Below are 19,991 nucleotides of genomic sequence, written 5' to 3' on the forward strand. Positions count from 1 at the left end.
CCTGACCCCGGCTCCCAGGGATTTTAACCGATCTCTAGCAATTCCTTTGCCACCGCAAGTATTTTGCCGGCCTGAATCGGTTTTGTGAGGTAGTTGTTTGCGCCGAGCGCGACTCCCCGCTTTCTGTCCTCGTCGGCACCCTCGGTAGTAATGATGACGATCGGGATGTGCTTCAGCTCCGGGTCGTTGCGGACATGGCTCACAAGCTTGAGGCCGTCCATGATCGGCATGTTGATATCGGTGAATATCAGGTCGAATTTATCGCAACCGAGCTTCTTCAACGCGTCAACTCCGTCGGTCGCTTCCACCAGTGCCACATCGGGCAGGCGCCGCAGAGTGTAAGCAATTAGCTGCCGCATGGTGGGCGAATCTTCGACTATCAGTATCTTCTTTACAGCCATAATTAAAGGTTCTCCAGTGGCCAGAACTACTTAGTCAGAAGGTTAATGAACCCCTGCATGGTTGAGCGTTTACGTTCCGAGTCCGAATAGAGTTTTGAACTGAATATGGCCGTTGCCGCGTGTCCGGCAAGTAGCGTGAACAGCTCGTAATCAACCGGCGCAAAAGTTTTTTTCTGGATCAGGAGCTTGTAAATGACAATCACCCCGATCACCTGCTCTTTGATTTTGAGCGGGATACAGACCATGGGGTTCAGGAGGTCGCGCACGTAACCGGCAGGATCACCGGCAAAATAGTTTTCGCCCGTGCTGGCTATGGTACCGATTTGCCCCTCGCCGGGACGCACTTTCGGCATCTCGTCAAGGGCTACCCCCTCTGAAGCGACGGCGCTGAGCAACCCGGTCCTCTCGTCAGTGACCATGACGGCAAATTCTTCGGCGCCGATCAGGTTGATGATGATCTCGGTAATGACCTTGAGAACATCGTCGAAGTCGAGGATCGAATGTAGCTGATAACTGGCTATGTAGAGATTCGCCAGGTTGTTGTTTTCTTCTTCGATCTCAACGTACCGGGTAGCGAAATCATTGTTCTCATCCTCAATCTGCCGGATTCGTCCAAGAATTTCCTCTTTCTCCCGCTCCAGCTCCTCGATGCGGGTTGCAAGCTGCCGATTTTCGTCGGCAAGGGACGTCGAACCGCCACCGGTGCGCAACTCTTCCTCCAGCTGCAGAATCCGGTAACGGAGACGTTCGTTCTCCTTAAGGAGGTCCTGCGTGAATTCCGCCCCCTTTTTGAACAACTGGAGAAATTCATCGGCTCGCACGTGAACTCCTGGTTCCTCGACCTTATCATCAATCGACACGACTGACCTCCGTCGCCGCTCTCCGTAACGCGACGCGTCCGTAATACTGCAGACCGTACAACCTGCTAATCCATGTCGGCGGCAACTCCGCTACGCATGCGGATTTCAAGCGCCATAAGGTCAATGGAGACTACCTTGTCCACAACTCCCGTTGCAATAGCTTCCTTCGGCATGCCGAACACGACAGCAGAACTTTCCGCCTCGGCAATGACCTGTCCCCCGGCACTTTTAACGGCCCTTACCCCTTGACTTCCATCGTTTCCCATGCCCGTGAGAACCACCCCAAGCGTTCGGGAACCATATACCTCGGCACAGGAAGTGAGCATGGCATCCACCGAAGGAGAGTAGCGCTCCGTGGCTGAGGGTTTGACTATCCGGGCAACGACAGAGCCGCCGGACTTTTCGAACACCATATTATGGCCGCCCGGGGCAATCAGGACGCTTCCCGGACGGACCTGGTCGCCATCGGATGCTTCCCTGACATCGAAGTTACATAGACGATTGAGACGTTCGGCAAAAGTCCGGGTGAATCCCGACGGCATATGCTGGGAGATAACTATCGCCAAAGGCAGGGGCTCGCGGAACGAAGCGAGTATCCGCTGAAGCGCGGGAGGCCCGCCGGTGGAAGCCCCTATGGCCACCACATCGAGACGGCACGGCATAACGCGCGGCGCCTCAACATCCTTTTTCGCCTTCCCGGAAGCATGGGGAACCGAAGCCACCCCCTTCTCCCGCCGGATGATCTCCTTCATGTTCAGGGAGAGTACGCTGCGCACCTTTTGCTGGATATCGCCGCTGATGGAAAGGAGCTCCTCGGATATCCCCTGGGTCGGCTTGGCGACAAAATCGACCGCACCCAGTTCCAGCGCTTTGAAGACTTTCTCGTCATCACTCTTTGAACTGATTACTATGACCGGCGTCGGGCAGTACCCCATGATTATCCGCAGGAGGGTGAACCCATCCATCCTGGGCATCTCAAGGTCCAGGGTCACAAGGTCCGGTTTCAGGTCGATAACCTTCCTGATACCTTCCTCGCCATCGGTGGCATATCCCACCACGACCACCTCGGGCATGCTTTCGAGCATTTTGCTGATGGCCCGCCGGTTGAAGGCCGAGTCGTCGATGACGACGACCCTGATTTTTTTCTGGCTTCTCACAGGCCACCCCCTGCGACACCGGCGAAAGGCTTCTGATACACCATATCGCTCTTGAGGTGATTGAGGGTAAATGCCGTCGTGATATTCATGAGCGATTCGGAATGGCCCAGAAGGAGGTAGCCGCCATTGCGAAGTGAGCGATAGAAAGAATCGATCACTTTACGCCGGGCAGCGAGGTCGAAATAAATGATTACATTGCGGCAGAAAATTACGTCCATATGGCCCAGAAACGAAATACGGTTTGCGTCCAGCAGATTAAGATGGCTGATGGTAACCAGTTCCCGCACCTTGTCGTTCACCCTGAACATACCGTCCTGCTCGGTAAAATAGCGGCGAACATAACTATCGTCGGTAACCCGGAATGACGATTTGCCGTAGAGTCCTTTGCGGGCCTGCTGGATTACCCGGTGGCTGATATCGGTGCCGATAATTTCCACGTTCCAGTCGGCAAAGCCCCCCCTGTCCAGCAAAAGCATGGCAATAGTGTAGGGTTCTTCTCCGCTGGAGCAGCCGGCACTCCAGATACGTAGCGTCCGGTCGCCGTTCTTCAGCTTGAGTTCCCGGAGAGAGGGTATGATCTCTTCGGTGAAAGCCCTGAGCTGGAATGATTCCCGGAAGAAGTAAGTCTCGTTGGTGGTCAGGATATCCATGATATCCGAAAGTTCCTGATCCCGTTTCCGGTCATACTTGAGGAAGTGATAGTAATCCCTGAAGCTGGAAAGCTGATGGAACTGCAAGCGTTTGGCGAGGCGCTTTTCAAGCAGATAGGTGGCGTCGGTATCGAAAAAGAGACCACAATGGCTGTAGATGAGATCCCGTATCAGGCGGAATTCCTCATCGGAGAGTGGTATTTCCGGCTCAAGGCTGAACATTACGACCACCTTCCGAGAAGATCACGGATTTCACCCCGGACGAGCTCGTCCTGCTCGGTTTCCAGGGCCTTTCGCAGAGGCACGGCAGCACCATCGCCAAGCAGGTGGGCCATGGCGCGGGCCATGGCGCAGCGCACGTCCCAGTGGGGGTGCCGGAGGAGCATGTCGCCGTATTCCCCTATCCAGCCTGAGTCGCTGCGGGAAAGTATGTCTATGGCAGACTTGACCACCTCTTCATCACCACTCACAAGGCCTTTTCGCACCATCGCCAGCGCCCGGTCGCCACCCAGCCCCGCAAGCGTTTCAAGAGCAGTAATCAAAACAACCCCGTCTGCCTTTTCGAGCAATGCCTCAATGGCATCCAGCACCCCTTCGCCACCTATCTTGCCCAGGCTCTTCAGGGCCGCGCAACGAACCCACGGATCCTCGTCATCAAGGGAAAAAATCAGCGGCTGCAGATCTTTCACGCCCGGCACATCACCAAGGCCGGCAGCCGCTGCGATACGAACGTCAGGATCTTCGTCCACCAAAGCCATGATCAGGTTCCCGGCACATTCGGGAACCCCGAGTCCGGCCAGGGCCGTCACGGCACTACGTCTCACCACAGCGCTCTCATCCTTCACCAGCAGAGCCAGAGGTTCCGGCTCCCCCAGGGCGGCCAGGAGCCGGGCGGCATCCCGCCTGGCATCCGGCGACGGAGAGGCGGCAAGCTTTCGTGCGATGGCCGAAACCTTTTCACGCCCGGTGGACGCCAGACGTACGAGGGCGCCCACGGCACCCTCGCGCACATCCGGATCGGAGTCGTCGAGCAGTTGCGCTATCTGGTCGAGAAGCCCCACAAGTCCGATTTTGCCTGCGGCAAGCACGGCAGAGCGACGCACCGCGAAGTTGCTGCTCAGCATGGCCTCGCCCAGATAGGACTCCGCGCCGCCGAAACTCATTTCTCCCCAAATATGGATAATGAAGGCCTTTTCTTCATGATCGGCACCGGAGAATACGGAAAGAAGTGCCTTCATCCCCCGTTCGCCCATGGACCGGAAGCCATTGAGGCACATACGACGGAGCTGTTCGTCGCGACACCACTCCAGAAGCGGTAAAGCGGCTCTCTCGTCTCCAATCAGGGCCAGAAGTCCGACGATAGCCTCTTTAACCTGGGACTCGGCAGTATTGAGGGAATCGATGAGCTGTTCTACGCATGGTTTCCCCTTGAACCCGGGGAGCAGATCGTCAACCTCGCGGGTGTAGACGGCCGGGAGTCTCGCCCTGAGCCGCAGCAGGGCACAGACAGCCGCCTCGCGAACTGACCGGACAGGATCCTGAATCCCTTCAAGAAGCACCGGCACCGCCTCGCGGTCGCCCAGGGCACCGAGGCATTCGAAAACGGGACGCTTCAGCAGGGCATCATTAATCAGGGGAGTGAATACCGCAAAAGGAACCGGATCACCGATTTTGGCCAAGGCGCCGAGAACCGAATAGCGGAACCAGACATCATTCTTCCCCAATGCCTCAATGAGGGGCGCGACGGCCCTCGAGTCGCCGATTTTGCCGAGGTTCTCGGCGGCAGCGGCAGAAACGTTGGCATCGGGGTCCCGCAGCGATTCAACCAGAGCCGGAATGGATGAGCGGTCGCCGATGTTGCCGAGGATGTCGGCGACAAACTTGCGCACGTCATGGTCGGGGTCCTTGAGGTGTTCGAGGAGCATGGGCACTCCCCGGGATTCCAAGCGCTCAAGGGCCTCAACCGCCGAGTTTCTGAGACCGGCGTTATCCGATGAGGCGAGCAGGCCGATGAGCCCGTCGAGCGTTGCATCGTCAAGGGAGACGGTAAGAAGCGCATTTACCGCCTCCTTGCGCACTCGCCAGCTAACATCACCCATGGCCATGAAAAAGAGTTCCCGCGAGTTGCCAAGGGGGTACCTTGACAGGGAAATAACCGCTTGACGGCGCATCTCCTCATCGGGTTCGTTCATTTGTTTGCGTATGTTTTCAAGATCGTCCACAGACGGTCTCCTTGCAGTAATTACATTAAACCTTCAGTCAGCTCCGGACAGTTGATGCACCGATGCGGTACTACCGGGGGGGAGCTGTGCCCGCCGCTCGGGATAAACCGGCAAGCACCGATGTTTCAACGCTGGATAAAATCGTATCGAGGTTGAGAAGCATGACCAGGCTGTCGCGGACAAGGCAAACGCCGATCAGATACTCGGTATTGATACCCTCCGCCACATGGGGAGGGGGCTTGATATCCTGCGCCTGGACCGTGATGACTTCGGTAACGTCATCGACCACAAGCCCGACCAGCTGCCGGGCGACAGCCACCACCAAAAGCCTCGATTCCTCCAGCGGAGCGCGGTCGGGGAGTTCGAACCGCTTACGCAGGTCAATTACAGGGATGACCGCACCACGGAGATTGATCACCCCTTCAACGAAGGCCGGTGTTCTGGGAAGCTTGGTCAACCGCTGTGGCTTGAGAATCTCCTTGATTCTCATGATATCCGCCGCAAAGTTCGCGTCGCCCAGACGAAAACAGGCAAGCTGTATTTCCTGGATGTCGGTTTCCTTCATTATTCCCCCCAGGACAACGCGCAGCGTTTCTCCCGCGTTGGTTCCCTCCCCATCACTGAGAGAGAAGTTCCTGTATGATTTCAATTATCTTCGCCGACTTGAACGGTTTGGTAACATAGGCGGACGCGCCGGCAGCCATCCCCCGCTCGCAGTCCTGGCTGCTCTTCTTGGCGGTCAGCATCATGACGGGAATATGTGCCGTTTCAGGATTTTGCTTGATGATGCGGCATACTTCGAAACCGTCCATGCCTGGCAGCATGATGTCGAGGACAATCAGGTCGGGTTTGATCAAAACAACCTGCTCCAGGGCAGAGACACCATCGGCAACGCCTGTTACGCTATACCCTTTGGACGTAAGGAGAATGCTCTCCAGCTTGAGCAGGCTTTCCTCATCCTCGACGATCAGAATTTTTTTCTTAACCATGGCTGGCTATGGACCTTTCGCGCAAATTTGCATCCTGGCACGATCTTCAGTACAGCGAGACGTCAAGAACTTTTTCCATCGCAAGCATAATGATGATCTTTCCCTCGTGGCGCCCTATCCCAGCAACAAATTCACGATCTATGCCATCGAGGACAGCGGGAGGGTGTTCCATGTTGTCGGCAGAAATACGGACCACATGGGTTACCTCGTCCACAAGGATACCACAGAGTCCATCTTCTTTCTTCACCACGATTACCCGCTCTTTTCCCCCGCCCTCGCCGGCAGGCAGCCCGAGCCGATCACGAAGGACGAAGATGGGGATTACTATGCCGCGCAGCGAAATGACCCCCGCGATGAAAGACGGGGCATGGGGAACTTCCGTGGTTTCGCGCGGCTTGATAATCTCCTTGAGGTCCATGATGTTGATGCCGTAGATTTCGTTCGCCACCCGGAAGCAGAGCACTTCAAGGGTGGTCGAAGTCTCAAGGACAACATCTTCTTCGGTTTCCACGGAGAGTACTTCGTCGGCCAACGCCGACCTTCGCCCCTCCAGGATGACTGACAGGGGATCACGAAGCACCACCGGCACTGCAACCGAAGGAGCCGGCATTATCTCTACTTCCGGGAAGAACTCGTCAAAGGCCCCTTCGCTGTTCTCCTCGGGGGGGGCAGCAGTGGTAACGGCCGGCGGGAAGGTACTCCGAGGTTCCTCGCGGCGCCCTTCCCGTTCTCTCTGGGCCTTTTTCCTGATCTCGGCTATATCCATCATGGTTGTCGGTCCTTTACCTTCAGTAGAGGCTTGCCTCTTCCCGCAGTTCTTCCACCAGCGAGGCGTCGATCCAGGAGGCGTCCTTACCGAATCCCACCAGCAGCGCATTTGTGGCCAGGATATTAATTTTACGGGGCACCCCGCCCGACAAGTCGTAAATCCGCCGGATAGCATCGGGGGAAAAGAGTCCCTGGGGGCCGCCGGCCACTTCGACGCGGAAGTCAATATACTCCAGGGTCTCTTCAAGGGTCAGCGGCTGGAGGTGATAATGCATGGCAATCCGCTGACGCAATGCCTCGTGCGCAGGCTGGGTCAGTATCTGTCTCAGTTCCGGCTGCCCCATGAGTATGACGCTCATGAGGTTACGGTCGTCAAGCTGGAAGTTGGTCAGGAGCCTGATCTCGTCAAACACCTCCTGATCGGGAATCAACTGGGCTTCATCGATTATTATGACAGGGCAGCGCTTTTCTCCATCGAGCCGGTAGACCGCCTCGGTGAGTTGCCGGAGCAGCTCATCCTTGGCCCCGGCAGGCTCGGCGATACCGAGGCTGCGGGCAACGGTGCGAAGGAATTCAACCGCCGAAAGACGCGGGTTGACGATGAAGCAGAAACACCCGTCGTTACCCACTGCGTCCATGAGCGCCCGTGAAATGGTGGTCTTGCCGCAGCCGATATCTCCGGTCAGCAGCGCCAGTTCCCGTTCCTCCACCGCATACTGGAGCCGCGCCAGGGCCTCCCGGTGTCCCTGGGACAGGAAGAGGTAACGCGGATCCGGAGTCTTCGAAAAAGGCTTTTCGTTCAGCCCGTAGAACTCCCTGTACATCTACCCTCCGCTCCTGAACGCCTCGCCGATGATGCCGCCCACGTCGAGCACTAGAATCGTCCGCTGGTCTCCCAAATCTGCCGCTCCGGTTATGCCGCGATATCCCTTGAACATCTCCCCCAGGGATTTGATGACGATATCCTGTTGCCCCATTAGATCGTCAACTATAACCCCGAGCCGTTTTTCCGCAACCCCCACTACCACCACGTACAACTCGGCGGAATCGGGCCTGGTCCGCTGCACGCCGAAGAAGCGCTCAAGCCGCACCAGCGGCAGGGTCGTCTCCCTTAACTGGTAAACCTCCTTGCGCTCCACGGTATCGATGTCGCTCTCGGTCACAATAATCGTCTCAAGCACCGACGTGATAGGCAGGGCATAGGTGCGTCCGGCGGTGGAAACCAGAAGCGCCTTTATGATTGCCAGGGTTATGGGCAGGGTAATTATGATCTTGCTCCCCTGGCCGAACGTGCTTTCGATGTCCACCATTCCAGAGACAGCGGCAATGTTGTTTTTCACCACATCCATGCCGACGCCGCGGCCGGACAGTTCGCTCACCTTGTCGGCAGTGGAAAAGCCGGGAAGGAAGATGAAATCGAGGGCATCACGGTCCGACACCCCTTCCAGGGTCTTGATGAGCCCCTTCTCCAGGGCCTTCTTCTTGACCTTTTCAATATTGAAGCCCCGACCGTCATCGGACACCTCAATAACGACGTGATTCCCCTTCTGGTAGGAGGAAAGCCGGATGGTGCCACGCTCGGGCTTGCCGGCCGCCACCCGCTCTTCAGTGGGCTCCAGCCCGTGGTCGATGGCGTTGCGGATGATATGCACCATGGGGTCGGCAATATCTTCGATAATGAGCTTGTCCAGTTCCGTATCGGCACCGAAGGTCTTCAGGTCAACCTTTTTCCCCTGCTCGCGGGACACCTTCCGGACGATGCGGGCCATCTTCTCGAAAAGCTGCCCCACCGGAATCATCCGGATTTCCATGACCCCCTTCTGCAGCTCGGTGAGCTTGCGGTCAAGCCCCTTGGCCGCCTTGCCCAGCTCAATGGCCAAGGACGAGAACCCCTCGAGACGCATGCGGGTTGCCAGCGTCGATATAATGGAGTGGGAGAGGACCAGTTCGCCGACGATGTTCATCAGGTCATCCAGCTTGCCGATATCGACACGCACCGTGCGGCTCATGCTCTTGGCGGTCATATCGTCGGCCTGGCCCGCAATGGCGGGAGGGGGTGATGCAGCCTCGACCGGCGCCAGTGCCTGTACAGCCGAGGGTGCTGCCGTGGCAGGTACGGGTGCCGCGGCTACAGGGGTGGAAGCGGCGGAACCGATCCGGGTTATTTCAACATTTTCCCTGTCAATGAGCCCTGAAACATCTTCATGGGGGAGATCGCTTCCGTAAAGAATCTCAAAGTCTATCATCGACTCGGGAGTAGCGCTGGCACTGGGAAGAGTGCTGACCACTTCCCCCGATTTTTTAAGGTTTTCAGTGATTTCACCCAGATCCTGGTCGAAGGACATGAGGCTGAAGGAAGCATGGATGGAGTATATGGACCGCCCCTTCTTGACGTTCTCCTCGAGCCTGTGCTCCTCGTATTCCGTAAGGGAATTGAGAACCTTCTCGGAGAGGCCGAGCTTCTGGAGGGGCGATTCAGCGCTACCCTGCGGGTTGGTGGCGCAATCGTTCAGCCGCTGAATCGCATCGGCAATGGCGGAAGAGAAGTTCTCCCCGGTTCCGAGTCCCCGAACCACGGAGCCGAGGAGCTCCATGGCATCGAAAAGAACATTCATGGTGGAGGTAGTAAAGGGGATTTTCCCGAGGCGCAGCGAATCGAGGAGGTTTTCCAGATTATGGGATAGTTGCTGGATGTCACTGAATCCGAACATCCCGGCAAGCCCCTTCAGGGAGTGGGCGCCGCGGAAGATGGCGTTCAACAGGTCGGGATCGCACTCGCCACTATCGGTGCAGTCGCTGAGGGTCCCCAGATCGGTACTGAGTCGTTCTACAATCTCTTCGGCTTCGGCCAGGAAATCTTCAACTGCCCTGCCGGACGCATCGTGCGAATCTGTCATGGATCACCCTCAGGACGTGTACTGTAAGATCAACTCCTGCAAATGCGCTGGATCGAACGGTTTCACCAGGTACTCATTCGCTCCGAGAGCGAGCCCTTTTTCCCGGTCGCGCTCGCTTCCCTCGGTGGAAATGATAAATAGCGGAAGGTGCCGGTAGATCTCGCTTCCGCGGACAAAACCCACAAGCTCCAGCCCGTTGATGTCGGGCATATTGATGTCGGTGATGATCAGGTCAACCGGCTCCCTCGGCAGCAGTCTAAGGGCCTCGAACCCGCTGGAAGCTTCCACGACCTGATATCCTCCGAGGGATTCGATGGTCGCCATGAGGAGCGATCTCATGGTTGACGAGTCTTCCGCAATAAGAATTTTCTTCACATCACACCCCGACTACTATTCATAAGTCTACGTTCTAGAAGCGCTTTTTCCATGGCCACCCCCGCCTGGGAGAGGAAGATCTCCAGCGCTTCGGTCCCCATGATGGGCCTGCGCTCGGTCTGATTGTCGCCATAAAGCACGGCAACCACCTCTCCTCCGCTTACAATCGGACCGAGAAAAACCTCATGGGGCGTTCCAGCGCCAAGACGGCCGAATAGGTACTGGTTCCACTCATTGGACTCGGGACGAACCACCGCCGGATGCTTCGCCTCAATGACCCCGCTGAACAGCGACGGTTCCCCGCGGGGAATGCGGAGCGACCGGACACGTTCGTCAGCGGAACCTTCACGGTCGTCGAGGCCGAACTGGCCGAGCCCCACTATCTCATTCCCCATAACCATGAAGATGACGGCCCGCCCCACGAATTCGGAGGCAAACCGCAATACCAGCAACGTTATCCCGCACCCCAGGTCAGGGTTGTGCAACTCTTCGAGCATACCCCGCAGGAGGGTCATCCGGGCATGGGGGTCGCTCCCCGCCTTGCCTGGATCCGTGAACTCTTCTCCCATCTCGAGAAGAAGCTCCGCACCCAGGTTTATGTGCCCCGACGGCTCCGCCCGGCTCTCTTCGGAGCCTCCCGGAACAATGGAATCCTGTTGGGACTCCTGCTCAAGGGGGAAGTCCTCTTCCCGCTGCTCCGCTCCCCCCTCACGCATGAACATCCGGGGGTTCAGCCCCTTTTCGAGCATGAACTGGAGCGGATCCATAATCGTGGTGCCGGTCAGGGCCACGCTGTCCTGGAGTTCAAACTCGAAGGTTCCTTCGGCCCAGGCGAAAAGCGTGTAGAGCACCCGCTCCACCTGCTCCTTCGCCAGCTCCTCCATGAGAGAAGCCTGGAAACCGAAACTTCGAACCAGAATTGAGCCGAGCCTTTCCCGGCATCCCTCATGTTTCTGCTGGGCCAGGGCGGCCCGCAGGGTTTCCAGATCAAGGGTTCCCTTGCGGATCAGAATCTCGCCGAAATTCTCCTGGAGAGTACTGGAAGTCGCCTGAATCACCTGCCCGGCACGGAAGACGATAGCTCCCTCCCGGCCGCGGCTGGAGAGACGGAGAGTCCCCGACTTGCAGGACAGGCTTATGATCTGGAGGATCTCGCCCAGTCCCAGGTCTTCCAGATTACCCACAAGACTCATGGCCGGATCGGGTCCAAAGCCCGAAGAACAGCGGTTGAAACGGCGCTCATCATAAACTACTCGCCCTGTTCAAGTAAAGTGCGTTTACTCCCGGCGATCCCGTCCCCGGAAGATGATTCTCAGGGGGGTGCCGGTAAAATCGAACGCTTCGCGAAATGTATTGATCAAGTAACGTTCGTAGGAAAAATGCACCCCCTCGGGCTGATTGGTGAACACAATGAACGTCGGCGGCTTCGTCCCCACCTGGGTGGAATAGTAGAACTTCACCCGCCGCCCGTGGGAAAGGGGGGCATGATGCGTATCCACCGCCTCGGAAAACACGCGGTTCAGGTCCGCGGTACTGACCCGCTTGGTGCACTGGGCCATGACCCGCTCCACCTCTTCCATGACCCGGTTGATCCGCAAGCCACTTTTAGCTGACACAAATACTATCGGCGCAAATGCCAGATACTTGAATTCAGTCTTTATCTGCTCCACAAACTTGCCCAGGGTGCGGTTGTCCTTCTCCACCACATCCCACTTGTTAACCACGAAGATACAGCCTTTCCCCGCCTCGTAGGCATAACCGGCGATCCGCTCGTCCTGCTCCGTCACCCCCTCTTCGGCGTTGATGACGATGAGCGCCACGTCGGCCCGCTCGATGCTACGCAAGCTGTCCACGACACTGTACTTCTCCAGTTTCTGGGTCGTTTTCCCCTTGCGCCGGATACCGGCGGTATCGATGAGGAGATAGCGCTTTTTGTTGCAGCTGAACATGGTATCCACGGAATCCCGCGTGGTACCGGGAGTCGGGTTTGCCACCACGCGCTCGAAGCCGAGGAGACGGTTCACCAGGGATGACTTCCCCACGTTGGGGCGCCCCACCACCGCAATTTTGGTGATATCATCGTCATCGGCACGGTTAGAGATTTTGGGCAGGGCTGCGACCACCTCATCCATGAGATCACCCACGCCGCGGTTATGCTCGGCGGAGATGGTGTGGAGCGCATCGACCCCCAAAGTGTAGAAATCGGCCGCTTCGTTCTCCAGCTTTTCTCCGTCCACTTTGTTGACCACGTAGAAAACGGGCTTTTTCACCCGGCGTAGCATCTCCACCACCTCCACGTCGGAAGGGGTGAGACCGGCCCGTCCGTCCATGAGGAAGATTATGACGTCCGCCTCCTCCATGGCGAGCCGGGACTGCTCCCGCATCTGCTGCAGGAGGCGGTCCTCGCTCACCGGCTCGAAACCGCCGGTATCGATGAGGATGAACGGCGCATCGAAGCGAGTAACGGTTTCGTAATTCCGGTCGCGGGTGACGCCGGGCATATCATCGACTATCGCCTTGCGGCGCCCCACGAGACGGTTGAAAAGGGTCGATTTCCCCACGTTGGGGCGCCCCACTATGGCAACAAGCGGCATCATGTGTATCCGAGCTCCTTCAGCATCCGTTCGTCTTCGCTCCAATCCTTGCGGACCCGAACGAAGAGTTCCAGGAAAACCTTTGTGTTAAGTAATTTTTCGATCTCGACCCGGGACGCCGAACCTATCTTCTTGAGCATTGCGCCCTTTTTCCCGATGACGATCCCCTTCTGGGAATCCCGCTCCACGGTTATGGTGGCGGCAATGGATACGAGCCCCCCGTCCTCCCGCTCCTTGAAGCTGTCCACCTCCACGGCGGTGGCGTAGGGAATCTCGTCGCGGGTGAGACGAAAGACCTTTTCCCGGATAATCTCTGCGGCAATGAACCGCTCCGGGACATCGGTCAGAATGTCGTCGGGGAAATAGACCGGTCCCTCGGGGAGAGCCTTGCGCACCAGTTCCACCAGATATTCAACACCATCGCCGGTACCGGCCGAAACCGGCACGATCTCCCGGAACGGGAAGCGGTCCTTGTAGGCGGCAATCCGCTCCAGCACGGCACCCTTCTCCGTCAGGTCCACCTTGTTGATGACGAGGAAGACCGGCGCCGTCGCTCCCGCGAGCACATCCATGATCTCCTGCTCCTGCTCTCCCGGCTTCTGGTTGGCCTCCACGAGGAACAGGATCAGATCCACCTCGCGGATAGCGGAAACAGCCACTTCCACCATGTATTTGTTGAGGCGCGAACGTGCCTGGTGGATTCCCGGCGTGTCGATGAAAACAATCTGGGCATCGGGGACGTTGTGAATCCCCTGGATGCGGTTGCGGGTCGTCTGGGGCTTATCCGAGGTAATAACGATCTTCTCGCCGAGAATCCGGTTCAGAAGTGTCGATTTCCCCACGTTGGGGCGCCCGATAATGGAAACGAATCCTGACCGGAACGGTTTATCTGACAAGTTTCAGCTCCTTTCGAGAAACATGGAGGGTCAGTCCAGTACGCTACCGGCAATGATTTTACCGGAGCAAGAAATTTCCAGATCATAGGGGTGCAGCCTGTTGTCCCCAGTGATGCGCCTCACCACAATGCCGAACTTCTCCCGGAGCCGGGAGAGATTGCAGCGATGCTGCCCGGCCACGTCGGATATGCGCCGGGGAGAGCAGGCAACCTCAATGCCGGAACCGGCTGGAACATCCATGGCCAGCCGTTCCAGGAGGCCGCGGAAAAGCTCGCTTTCCACCAGCTGCCGAAATGCCGGGTGCCACGGACCGGCCAGGATAGTTCCCGGCCGTTCCAATTCCTCCGTGGGCTGAAGCCCTATCCGGATCACCGGCACACTGGCTGCGAGACACCGGCGGAGCATGGCCCCGCACAGGGAAACGGCATCATCGAGGCCGAGGGGGGAGTAGGACCCGGAACGCCACAGGTCCGCCAGCCTTGTCCCCGCCAGAACAACCGTCGGATAGATGCGGAGGCACGCCGGGCCCAGGGCAAGCACCCGGTCAAGGGATTCCAGAGACTTTTCCGGGGTGTCGCCGGGAAGCCCCGGCATGAGCTGGGCACCGACGGCAACGCCGGCATTGCCAAGGGATGCGAATGCCCGCTCCACATGGGCCGCCCCATGCCCCCGGCCGGCAGACTCGAGAACCTCGCCGTCCATGGACTGGACCCCCAGCTCAACCGTGGTCACACCGCGGGCGGCGAGGAAACGGGCCGTGTCATCGTCAACGGAATCGGGCCTCGTAGAAAGCCGCACACTGGCCACACGCCCCTTGGCAATAAGAGGCTGGAGCGGTGCCAATAGCCGGTCCTGCTCACCCCGCGGAAGGCTTGTGAAGGTACCGCCGTAAAAAGCCACCTCCAGTGGCCGCCCCACTGCCGACGCGGCAAAGCGCTCGATGGTTTCAAGAACCTCAGCCGTCGCGGGAAGCCCCGAGCTCTGGCCAGAGATCCGTTCCTGGTCGCAAAATACGCATTTGTGCGGGCATCCCTGGTGGGATATGAAAAACGGTACGATGAGAGGCTTCATTTCCCATCATCGGAAGCAAATCGCTCGAGGCATAGTCTGGCAGCCGCCTGCTCCGCCTCCTTCTTGCTCCGGCCGCTCCCCTCTCCGACCCTCTCACCACCGGCAAAGGCAGCCACCGTAAAACGCCGGTCATGGGGAGGGCCGTCCGTAGCAATCAGCTCATAGGTTGGGGCCGTACCGAAACGGGTCTGTGTCATCTCCTGGAATTCGGTCTTGAAATCACGCCCCTTGGCGCCAGAGGCCGTAGCAGCCAGCAGCGGACCGAAGTCTTTCTCAACGATCAGTCCGGCGGGGTCAATGCCGCCATCCAGGTAAACCGCCGCCAGGAGCGCCTCGTAGGTATTCGCCAGAAGTGACCGCCGCTCCCGCCCGCCGCTGCGCTCCTCCCCCTTCCCCAGACGCAGGTGCCGCCCAAGCCCCCTCGCCGAGGCGAGCGCCGCCAGGGTTTCCTCCCCCACGAGCGACGCCTTCATCCGGGCAAGAACCCCCTCGCGGCTCTGGGGAAAGCGGGCAAACAGCATTCTCCCGACCAGAAGCCCTAGGACCGCGTCGCCCAGGAATTCCAGCCGTTCGTTATCCGGGTTACCCTCCCCGCCACGGCGCTCGTTCACCCATGACCGGTGGGTAAGGGCCTCCTCCAGCAGCTGCCGATCGGCAAAGCGATGGCCGATTTCGGCCTCCAGCTCTTCCATCCGTTCCGGCAGTACTTTTTTATTGTCTACGGCCTCTTCTCCCATAAGTGAAATACTATACCCCGAATCCGCCGTATTTATCAATAATTATGCGACTTGCCGAGGATTTTTGCCTTGATTTACAACCGTCACTTCCCTATAATTCAGCTTTTACAAAACGGAAGGGTACATCACCCCCCATGGGTTTTTTTATTACATTCGAAGGAATCGAAGGGTGCGGCAAGTCGACCCAGGTGCGACTGGCCGCCGAGCGGCTCAGCCGGGCGGGGCATGAGGTGGTGGTAACCCGTGAACCGGGCGGCTGCCCCATCGCTGACGCCATCAGGGCAATCCTCCTGGACGCCCGGAACAGCGCCATGGTTCCCATGACCGAACTCCTTCTCTATGCCGCAGCCCGGGCCCAGCACATTGCCGAGGTGGTCGAGCCGGCCCTGGCCTCGGGGAAAATCGTCCTCTGTGACCGCTTCACCGACTCCACCCTGACTTACCAGGGTTTCGGCCGCAAGCTGGACCGGGAACTGATCGCCCGGCTGAATGCCCTCGCCGCAGGAAGCATAAAACCGGACATGACCCTCCTCTTTGACTGCCCAGTGGAAACGGGACTCGCCCGGGCCATGGCACGGATCAACGCAAACAGTGCTGCTCGCGAAGAGCGGTTCGAGCAGGAATCCCTCCTTTTCCACGAACGGATACGGGACGGGTTCCTTTCCCTTGCGGCCACAGAACCGTCGCGCTTTGTGGTCCTTGACGGCAGTCGCAGCATCGGGGAAATCGAAACCATGGTAACCGAATCGATTCTGATGCGCCTTCCTGCCGCCACTGCAAGGAGGTAAGCGGTGCCGTTCTCCCGAGTCATCGGACAAGCAACCCCCGTCGACGTTTTACGGCGCGCACTCCGTTCCGGGAAGAGCGCCCACGCCTACCTGTTCGAAGGAATCGAGGGCTGCGGCAAGGGAACAACGGCCCTCGCCTTTGTGGAGGCAACCTTTTGCGGCCGGGATGACGGATGCGGCACCTGCCCGTCCTGCCGCAAGATGGGGAAACTCCAGCACCCCGACCTCCACATGGTGGAGCCCGACGGGGCGTTCATAAAAATCGACCAGATTCGGGAGCTCCAGCGGGAACTGGTGCTCCGCCCGGTTGAAGCTCCGCTCAAGGCGTGCATCATAAGGGATGCCGACCGGCTGAACCCGTCAGCCGGCAACGCCCTGCTAAAAACTTTGGAGGAGCCTCCGGGCAACGCCCTGATGATCCTGCTCACCACGAACCTCGACGGCGTCCTCCCAACGGTTCGCTCCCGCTGCCAGTTGCTGCGGTTTGCGCCATTGTCCGAAGAAATGATCGAAGAACAGCTGGTGGCGGCGGGACGCGATCGGGCTGGCGCCCGCCTAGCCGCATCCCTTGCCGGCGGGAGCCTCGGGAAAGCCCTCGGGGACGAAGAAGCGGACACCATCGACCGGGCGGCCCTGCTGAAACGCCTCGGCGCCTTCTCCCTCAGCGACACGGCTCCACTCTTCGCCGCAGCTGAAGAGATGGCCTCCAACCGGGAACAGGCCCTGAAGCAACTGGACGTGCTCACATCGCTTCTGCGCGACATTCTCCTGATACAAGGGGGAAGCGATGACGTGATCAACCGCGACATCTTCCCGCTCCTGGAGAACGAAGCGGCGCGCCTGTCACGGGAAAGAAACATCGAACGGATCACAAACACCATGGAGGCCCGCCGGGCCCTCATGCGCAACGCCAACCCGCGGCTCACCCTCGACGTGCTCCTGATGCGTCTTGCGGAATAAACGCCGTTTGTACTTTTCTGGAGGATAGCTTGGTAAAGATTGTGAAGGCCCAGTTTCAAACCGCCGGGAAGCTCTACGACTTCGGAACCGGCGGACTTGACCTCAAACCGGGCGACAAGATTATCGTCGAAACCGAGCGGGGACGGAGCATAGCCACTGTCGTCACCCCGCCCCGGGAGTTCGAGGACTCACACGTTCCCGAAGGTCTCAAGCACGCCGTACGGATTGCCGAGCAGTCCGATCTCGCCTCTGCCGCCCGCAATAACGCCCGGGAGCAGGAAGCCCACGCATTCTGCATCCGTAAGATCAAAGAGCGGGGCATGGAGATGAAGCTCGTCAAGGTGGAATACCTCTTTGACGGGAGCAAGGCAATTTTCTACTTCACCGCCGACGGCCGCGTTGATTTCCGTGAACTGGTCAAGGACCTGGCCCACCAGTTCCATACCCGAATCGAGATGCGCCAGATCGGGGTCCGCGATGAATCAAAGATGATCGGCGGCATCGGTATCTGCGGCCGCGAACTCTGCTGCTCGTCATTTCTGCGCGAATTCGAACCCGTATCGGTCAAAATGGCCAAGGAGCAGAATCTTGCCCTGAACCCCACGAAGATTTCCGGGCAATGCGGCCGCCTTCTCTGCTGTCTCGGTTACGAGTATGAAACCTACTGCTCCCTCAAGAGATGTCTTCCCAAATGCGGTAAACTGGTAAAATGCGGCAATGCGGAAGGCGAGGTCGTCAAGCAGAACATCATCAGCGGAACAGTGCTCATAAAGACCGACGATGACCGCCTGGTGGAACTCAAGGGAGACAGCATCAAGCCGGAAGACATCTCGGAACGCCAGAAACCTCCCCGGCGGGAAGGGGTCGGCAAGGAGCAGGAAAAGGAATCGCGAAGCTCCGCCGACACCGAGCGAAGGGAAAAACCACGGGACCGTGACCAGAAGCCGGGAAACGACGGCGAGCAGCGCCGGGAGCGCGATGCCGCAAAAACTCAGAACCAGCAGCGCGGCGAGCGCGGCAGTCGTGATCGCCGCAGCGGCAAAGGCAGGGACAAGGATAAAAAGGAGCCGAAATGAGCCGAACGTTCTATGTCACAACCCCCATCTACTACGTAAACGACGTACCGCACATCGGCCATGCGTACACGACCCTTGCCGCCGATGTCCTCGCCCGCTACAAGCGCCTCAAGGGGTATGAGGTCTTCTTCCTGACCGGCACCGACGAGCACGGACAAAAGGTCGAGAAGGCAGCCAACGCCGCCGGCGAGACTCCGCTGGAGCTTGCCGACCGCGTGGTGAAGCGCTTCCAGGCCCTCTGGGAAAAACTGGATATCAGCTACACGGACTTCATCCGCACCACCCAGGAGCGCCACAAGAAGGGGGTAACCCATCTTTTCCAGGAGGTCATGACAAAGGGGGACATCTATCTCGGCGAGTACGAAGACTGGTACTGCACCCCTTGCGAAACCTTCTGGACAGAAACCCAGCTCATTGACGGCAAGTGCCCGGACTGCAACCGTCCCGTGGAAAAACTGAAGGAAGAGTCGTACTTCTTCCGGATGAGCAAGTACCAGGAGCAACTCCTGGCCCATATCGAGGCGAACCCCGACTTCATCCAGCCCAAGAGCAGGCGCAACGAAATCATCTCCTTCGTAAAGGAAGGTCTCCGCGACCTCTCCATATCGCGTACATCCTTCAACTGGGGCATTCCGGTGCCGGGAAACGAGCGGCACGTGATATACGTCTGGTTCGATGCGCTCACCAACTATATCACCGCTCTGGGCTACCCCGATCAGGGGGGGAATTTCGAGAAATTCTGGCCCGTGGACGCCCACCTCATCGGCAAGGATATTCTCCGCTTCCATTCGGTCTACTGGCCCACCTTCCTCATGGCCGCCGGACTTCCGGTACCCCAAAAGGTCTTTGCCCACGGCTGGTGGACCGTCGAGGGGCAGAAAATGAGCAAGAGCCTCCAGAACGTTGTGGAACCCAACATGCTAGTGGACAAGTACGGCATCGACGCAATCCGCTACTTCCTCCTGCGGGAAGTCCCCTTCGGCCTTGACGGAGACTTCTCCCACACGGCCCTTGTCCACCGGATCAACTCGGACCTGGCCAATGACCTGGGAAACCTTCTCAGCCGCTCCACCGCCATGGTAAACAAGTATTTCAACGGCATTCTCCCGCAACCCGGTCCCATGACGGACATGGATACAGCCTTCCGCACCCGCGCCGAGACGATGGTGACCCAGCTCGACGCCTGCATGGACGAACTGTCTTTCAGCAAGGGGCTTCAGGCTATCTGGGAGGTAATCTCCGCAGGGAACAAGTACATCGACGAAAGCGCCCCGTGGACATTAGCCAAGGACCCGGCCCAGAAGGAACGGCTCGGCACCATCATGTACACCCTCCTGGAAGCCCAGCGGATCGTGCATTTGCTGCTCTCGGCCTTTATGCCGCGCACTGCAGCCAAGGCCCTCGGCTATCTGGGATACACGGCCACTCCCACGGACGATGATCTGGCATGGGGAAGACTGGCTCCCGGCACACAGATCGCCAAGGCGGAGGCGCTTTTCCCGAGAATTGATGAGAAGAACGAAATATGATCGGTGGGGGCGATCCTTGTG

The 19,991-nt window shown here is 58.5% G+C and carries 20 protein-coding genes; 4 read left to right on the top strand and 16 right to left on the bottom strand.

Annotation, left to right across the window (positions count from 1 at the left end; translation table 11 throughout):
• Positions 1-23: 23 nt before the first annotated feature.
• The 16 genes from JZM60_RS15660 to rnc form a co-directional block, all read right to left on the bottom strand.
• A complete protein-coding gene (locus JZM60_RS15660; RefSeq protein ID WP_207163325.1) occupies positions 24-401 on the bottom strand; it encodes a response regulator in 378 nt (125 codons plus the stop codon).
• A gap of 26 nt (positions 402-427) precedes the next feature.
• On the bottom strand, positions 428-1,261 hold the full coding sequence (locus tag JZM60_RS15665) for a GAF domain-containing protein (protein ID WP_207163326.1): 834 nt from the start codon (positions 1,259-1,261) through the stop codon (positions 428-430).
• A gap of 65 nt (positions 1,262-1,326) precedes the next feature.
• Positions 1,327-2,418, bottom strand: coding sequence for a protein-glutamate methylesterase/protein-glutamine glutaminase (locus tag JZM60_RS15670; protein ID WP_207163327.1), 1,092 nt, complete (start codon positions 2,416-2,418; stop codon positions 1,327-1,329).
• Complete coding sequence (locus JZM60_RS15675) at positions 2,415-3,290, bottom strand: CheR family methyltransferase (RefSeq protein ID WP_207163328.1); 876 nt, start codon at positions 3,288-3,290, stop codon at positions 2,415-2,417. The genes JZM60_RS15670 and JZM60_RS15675 overlap by 4 nt, the downstream gene beginning before the upstream one ends.
• Complete coding sequence (locus JZM60_RS15680) at positions 3,290-5,260, bottom strand: HEAT repeat domain-containing protein (protein ID WP_241426296.1); 1,971 nt, start codon at positions 5,258-5,260, stop codon at positions 3,290-3,292. Before JZM60_RS15680 ends, JZM60_RS15675 begins: the two co-directional genes overlap by 1 nt.
• A gap of 100 nt (positions 5,261-5,360) precedes the next feature.
• Positions 5,361-5,939 (bottom strand): chemotaxis protein CheW, encoded by a 579-nt coding sequence (locus tag JZM60_RS15685; RefSeq protein WP_241426297.1) that lies wholly within the window; start codon positions 5,937-5,939, stop codon positions 5,361-5,363.
• A complete protein-coding gene (locus JZM60_RS15690; protein WP_207163330.1) occupies positions 5,908-6,279 on the bottom strand; it encodes a response regulator transcription factor in 372 nt (123 codons plus the stop codon). Before JZM60_RS15690 ends, JZM60_RS15685 begins: the two co-directional genes overlap by 32 nt.
• 46 nt (positions 6,280-6,325) lie before the next feature.
• Positions 6,326-7,048, bottom strand: a complete 723-nt coding sequence (locus tag JZM60_RS15695; RefSeq protein ID WP_207163331.1) for a chemotaxis protein CheW — start codon at positions 7,046-7,048, stop codon at positions 6,326-6,328.
• A 19-nt stretch (positions 7,049-7,067) separates the two neighbouring features.
• Positions 7,068-7,871, bottom strand: coding sequence for an ExeA family protein (locus tag JZM60_RS15700; RefSeq protein ID WP_207163332.1), 804 nt, complete (start codon positions 7,869-7,871; stop codon positions 7,068-7,070).
• The gene (locus tag JZM60_RS15705) at positions 7,872-9,944 is read right to left on the bottom strand and encodes a chemotaxis protein CheA (RefSeq protein WP_207163333.1); all 2,073 of its coding nucleotides are present in this window, start codon (positions 9,942-9,944) and stop codon (positions 7,872-7,874) included. It abuts the gene before it with no gap.
• Between the two features lie 9 nt (positions 9,945-9,953).
• On the bottom strand, positions 9,954-10,319 hold the full coding sequence (locus JZM60_RS15710) for a response regulator (protein ID WP_207163334.1): 366 nt from the start codon (positions 10,317-10,319) through the stop codon (positions 9,954-9,956).
• On the bottom strand, positions 10,316-11,512 hold the full coding sequence (locus JZM60_RS15715) for a DUF4388 domain-containing protein (protein ID WP_207163335.1): 1,197 nt from the start codon (positions 11,510-11,512) through the stop codon (positions 10,316-10,318). Before JZM60_RS15715 ends, JZM60_RS15710 begins: the two co-directional genes overlap by 4 nt.
• An 84-nt stretch (positions 11,513-11,596) precedes the next feature.
• Entirely contained in the window at positions 11,597-12,916 is a 1,320-nt protein-coding gene (gene der / locus JZM60_RS15720; protein WP_207163336.1) for a ribosome biogenesis GTPase Der, read from the bottom strand.
• Positions 12,913-13,809, bottom strand: coding sequence for a GTPase Era (gene era, locus JZM60_RS15725; protein WP_207163337.1), 897 nt, complete (start codon positions 13,807-13,809; stop codon positions 12,913-12,915). The genes der and era overlap by 4 nt, the downstream gene beginning before the upstream one ends.
• Positions 13,810-13,839: 30 nt before the next feature.
• Positions 13,840-14,880, bottom strand: a complete 1,041-nt coding sequence (locus JZM60_RS15730) for an elongator complex protein 3 (protein WP_207163338.1) — start codon at positions 14,878-14,880, stop codon at positions 13,840-13,842.
• The gene (gene rnc, locus JZM60_RS15735) at positions 14,877-15,617 is read right to left on the bottom strand and encodes a ribonuclease III (RefSeq protein ID WP_207163339.1); all 741 of its coding nucleotides are present in this window, start codon (positions 15,615-15,617) and stop codon (positions 14,877-14,879) included. Before rnc ends, JZM60_RS15730 begins: the two co-directional genes overlap by 4 nt.
• 134 nt (positions 15,618-15,751) lie before the next feature.
• On the opposite strand from rnc, the gene tmk reads away from it, so the two are divergent.
• The 4 genes from tmk to metG are packed head-to-tail and all read left to right on the top strand — an operon-like array spanning position 15,752 to position 19,970.
• A complete protein-coding gene (tmk, locus tag JZM60_RS15740) occupies positions 15,752-16,405 on the top strand; it encodes a dTMP kinase (RefSeq protein ID WP_207163340.1) in 654 nt (217 codons plus the stop codon).
• A 3-nt stretch (positions 16,406-16,408) separates the two neighbouring features.
• The gene (gene holB / locus JZM60_RS15745; RefSeq protein ID WP_207163341.1) at positions 16,409-17,365 is read left to right on the top strand and encodes a DNA polymerase III subunit delta'; all 957 of its coding nucleotides are present in this window, start codon (positions 16,409-16,411) and stop codon (positions 17,363-17,365) included.
• A gap of 29 nt (positions 17,366-17,394) precedes the next feature.
• Positions 17,395-18,441 (top strand): PSP1 domain-containing protein, encoded by a 1,047-nt coding sequence (locus tag JZM60_RS15750; protein WP_207163342.1) that lies wholly within the window; start codon positions 17,395-17,397, stop codon positions 18,439-18,441.
• Complete coding sequence (gene metG, locus JZM60_RS15755; RefSeq protein WP_207163343.1) at positions 18,438-19,970, top strand: methionine--tRNA ligase; 1,533 nt, start codon at positions 18,438-18,440, stop codon at positions 19,968-19,970. The genes JZM60_RS15750 and metG overlap by 4 nt, the downstream gene beginning before the upstream one ends.
• Positions 19,971-19,991: the final 21 nt, after the last annotated feature.

Origin of the sequence: Geobacter benzoatilyticus, from assembly GCF_017338855.1 — a bacterium.
GTDB lineage: Bacteria > Desulfobacterota > Desulfuromonadia > Geobacterales > Geobacteraceae > Geobacter > Geobacter benzoatilyticus.